This window comes from Sphingomonas bacterium (assembly GCF_903644055.1).
Lineage (GTDB): Bacteria > Pseudomonadota > Alphaproteobacteria > Sphingomonadales > Sphingomonadaceae > Sphingomonas_I.
This window is the reverse complement of record NZ_CAHJXD010000266.1, coordinates 1-3,604: the sequence shown is the minus strand read 5'-3', so window position 1 is coordinate 3,604 and position 3,604 is coordinate 1. Positions and strand designations below refer to the sequence as shown.

At 69.3% G+C, this 3,604-nt stretch carries 3 protein-coding genes and 1 pseudogene; 1 reads left to right on the top strand and 3 read right to left on the bottom strand.

Annotated elements, in window-relative coordinates; translation table 11 throughout:
* Positions 1–96: 96 nt before the first annotated feature.
* The 3 genes from HUU94_RS11610 to HUU94_RS11600 all read right to left on the bottom strand — a co-directional run bounded on the left by HUU94_RS11610 (position 97) and on the right by HUU94_RS11600 (position 3,234).
* Positions 97–1,434, bottom strand: coding sequence for a glutamate--tRNA ligase (locus tag HUU94_RS11610; RefSeq protein WP_174275233.1), 1,338 nt, complete (start codon positions 1,432–1,434; stop codon positions 97–99).
* Between the two features lie 8 nt (positions 1,435–1,442).
* Positions 1,443–2,582: an acyltransferase family protein gene (locus tag HUU94_RS11605; RefSeq protein WP_174275232.1), complete on the bottom strand. Its 1,140-nt coding sequence runs from the start codon at positions 2,580–2,582 to the stop codon at positions 1,443–1,445.
* A gap of 148 nt (positions 2,583–2,730) precedes the next feature.
* A complete protein-coding gene (locus HUU94_RS11600; protein ID WP_174275231.1) occupies positions 2,731–3,234 on the bottom strand; it encodes a DUF2306 domain-containing protein in 504 nt (167 codons plus the stop codon).
* A 136-nt stretch (positions 3,235–3,370) separates the two neighbouring features.
* On the opposite strand from HUU94_RS11600, the pseudogene HUU94_RS11595 reads away from it, so the two are divergent.
* A pseudogene (locus HUU94_RS11595) lies at positions 3,371–3,604 on the top strand (LytTR family DNA-binding domain-containing protein); the annotation flags it as partial.

Below are 3,604 nucleotides of genomic sequence, written 5' to 3'. Positions count from 1 at the left end.
GGCCTTGAGCCGGGGTCCCGCTTCTTCTTGAGCGTTGGCAGGCAGCGGGACCCCGGCTCAAGGCCGGGGTGACGGTCAAATTGAACAGGACAGCCCCTAAAGGCCGACGCGCTCCAGCCGCTCCATCGCCCGTTCCCGCCCGATCAGCGGCAGCAGCACCGCCATATCAGGCCCATGGTCGCGCGCGGTGAGCGCCTGGCGCAGCGGCAGGAACAAAGGCTTGCCCTTGCGCCCCGTCGCGGCCTTTAGCCGGGTGGTGAGCGCGTGCCAGGGATCGTCGGCCCAATCTATCTCGGCGACGGTACGCGCGGCGAGCGCGAGATAGGCGCGATCCTCGTCCGCCGGCAACGGCGGATCGATCGCGCCGCTCAGCACGGCCACCCAGTCGGCCGCCTGATCGATCCGCTCGAGATTGGGGGAAATCGCCTTCCACGCGCCGGCGTCGATCTGTTCGGGAAGACGATCCGCCACCGCCTCATAGGGCAGCAGATGGATCGTCCGCGCGTTGAGCGCGCGCAATTCGTCCATGTCGAAGCGCGCGGGGGCGCGGCCGAAGCGCGCGAAATCCAGCCCGTCTGCCAGCGCCTCGACCGCTGCAACGGGCTCGACCGGATCGCTGGTGCCGAGCCGCGCGAGCAGCGCCGCCAGCGCCAGCGGCTCGATCCTCTCCTCCCGAAGCGCATCGATGCCGAGCGCGCCCAGCCGCTTCGACAATTTGCCCTCGCTGCCGACCAGCAGCGCCTCGTGCGCGAAGGCCGGCGCGGGCGCGCCCAGCGCCGCGAACATCTGGAGCTGCAAGCCGGTGTTGGTGACATGATCCTCGCCGCGCACGACATAAGTCACCCCCATGTCGATATCGTCGATCACGCTCGGCAGCATGTAGAGCCAGCTCCCGTCGGCGCGGCGGATCACCGGATCGGATTGCAGCGCCGGATCGATCCGCTGGGGCCCGCGCACCAGATCGTCCCAGAGGATCGGCGTCGTATGATCGAGGCGGAAGCGCCAGTGCGGCGCCACGCCCCCCTCCTCCAGGCGCGCGCGCTCGGCATCGCCCAGCGCCAGCGCGGCGCGATCGTAGATCGGCGGCAGCCCGCGCCCGGCGAGGACCTTGCGCTTGAGATCGAGCTCGGCCTGCGTCTCATAAGCCGGATAGACGCGGCCCGCCGCGCGCAATTCCTCGAACCGCGTCTGGTAAAGCGCGAAGCGATCGGACTGGCGGACCTGCGCGTCCGGCGCGATGCCGAACCAGGCGAGATCGCGCGCGATCGCCTCGGCGAACGCTTCGGTGGAGCGCGCGCGATCGGTATCGTCGAGCCGCAGCAGGAAGCGGCCCTCATGCTTCCGCGCCCACAGCCAATTGTGGAGCGCGGCGCGCAGATTGCCGACGTGGAGGCGCCCCGTCGGCGACGGCGCGAAGCGGGTGACGACGGTCATCGCCGGGATCAGGCGGGCAGGCCGAGCGGCGGTCCGTCGCGCCCCGATGCGCTGCGCACGCCTAACAGCCGGCGCAGCCCCTCGGTCAGCGGCTTGAGCAGCCTTGCCACCGCGGGCTCGGCCCAGCGCGCCATCCCCCACGCCAGCGCCAGCATCGCCGTGGTCACGATCAATGGCGGCACCAGCGCGGGCAGGCCGGCGAAGGCGCCCGCCACCAGCGCGATCAGCCCGACCCCGATCGCGCTGTGGACCAGATAGAGCGGGTAGCTGACGAAGCCGACGAACAACAGCCACCGCGCCTCGAGCAGCCGCTGCGCGAACGCGGACCGCTGCGCCCAGGCGAAGAACAATACGCTCAGCGCAAGCGCGACGCGGGTGCGGTTTTCGATATTGTCGGGAATGTCGGTGGTCAGCGACGCGACCAGGCCGATCGCGATCGCCATCGCGAACAGCCCGCGATCCCGATCGGTGCGCGCCTTGAGAAACAGCGCCCCGCTCGCGAACCAGCCGAAATAGCCGACGCCGAGATTGTGGAGAAAGCGGAACGGCGGCTTGAGCACCGGCACCGCGTGGAGATCGTGCGCGATCGGCGGCATCACCACCACCGACAGCCACAGCAGCAGCAGCCCCGCCAGCGCGCGCCGCCAGCCGAAGCGATAGTAGAGCAACCCGATCACGACGTAGAACGCCGCCTCGACGTAGAGCGACCAGAAGGCGCCATCGAGCGAGCGGACGTTGATCCCGAAATAGCGCGCGAAATAAAAGGGGTTCACCAGCGTCAGCCCCGGCACGAGATCGAGCGCGCTGGCGCGCCCGCCCGGCATCCACGCCGCCATGAGCTGCGCGGCGAGATAGATCATCAGCGATCCGATCAGCATCGCCGGGAACAGCCTGATCCAGCGGCGCAGCAGGAAATCGACGAAGCCCGAGCAGCGCTCCAGCGTCATGAAGATCACATAGCCCGAGATCAGGAAGAACAGGTTCACCCCCGCCCAGCCCTGCCGCACCAGGGGCAGATGCGCGTAGCGGACGCCGTAGGGCAGGTGCATCGCATAGACCGGGCCGAGATAATGCCAGGCGAGCACCAGCAGGATCGCCAGCCCCCGCAGCCCATCCAGATAGGCGATCCTCTCCTGCCCCTTATGCATCGCGGCGGCTTAACAAAGCCCGCGCGGGCGCGCCACCCGGTTCGGGACTTGGGACGGATCGCCATTGAGCTTCGAGAACCGAAGTCCACCCTTCATCCGTCATTCCGGAACGGGTCCGGGGTGACGGTCGACTAGAGGCAACGTGCCTCTAACCGAGCAGCCAGTCGCCCAGCAGGCGGCCGGGGATGAAGGTGAACAGCCCCGCGATCACCATTCCCATGTAGATCCGCTGCATCGCGCGCTTGTGGCCCGCGATGTCGCCCCGCATCGCCAGGATTACCCCGCGCGGCACCGTTACCAGGATCAGCACCGAGAAGAGATGGATCCAGCTCAGATGCCCCGAGGTCTGCACTCCGAAGCTGAACAGAGCGGTCGACACCATCAGCAGCGCCCAGACCCGGCCGAGCAGGCGGTGGAGGCGATCGCCCTTGCGGCGGAGGAACACATAAGCGCCGAGCGGCAGCGCGGGGAGCACGGTCGCCAGATGCAGCACCAGCCATGGCGATACGCCCGCCAGCGCGACCGGCACGCCGCTCCCCATCCGTCGCGATGCCGCGACGAGGAGGAGCGCCGAGACGAGGCCCGCGCCGGCGGCGAGCAACTTGGGACGGGCGTCCGGCGCGAACGGCGATGAGATTGCGAGCGTGGTCATGGCATGTCTCCCTGGTCGGGAGGACGGATGTCGGCGGCGGACGACGCCCGCAATCGCGCTTACGTCGACGCGCCGCCACGCTTCGCCGCCGGTTCGCCAGTACCCTTGGCGCTTCGTGAATGGTACGCGTCGCCCGATGACGAAGCTCCGCGAGATCAGCGCCGAACTGTTCGTGATGGCGGCGATCGGGCTCGCGCTCGGGCTGATCGGCCCGTTCGGCAGCTTCGCGATGCCGGTGGTCGCGCGCGTGATCGACTGGATGGCACTGGCGCTGCTGGGCTATGCTTTCTTTCGCCCGGTGATCGCGGCCGGCGACGCGCTGAGCGCGCAGGCCGGCGTGCCGCGCGCGCTGGCGCTGGCGCTCGCCTGC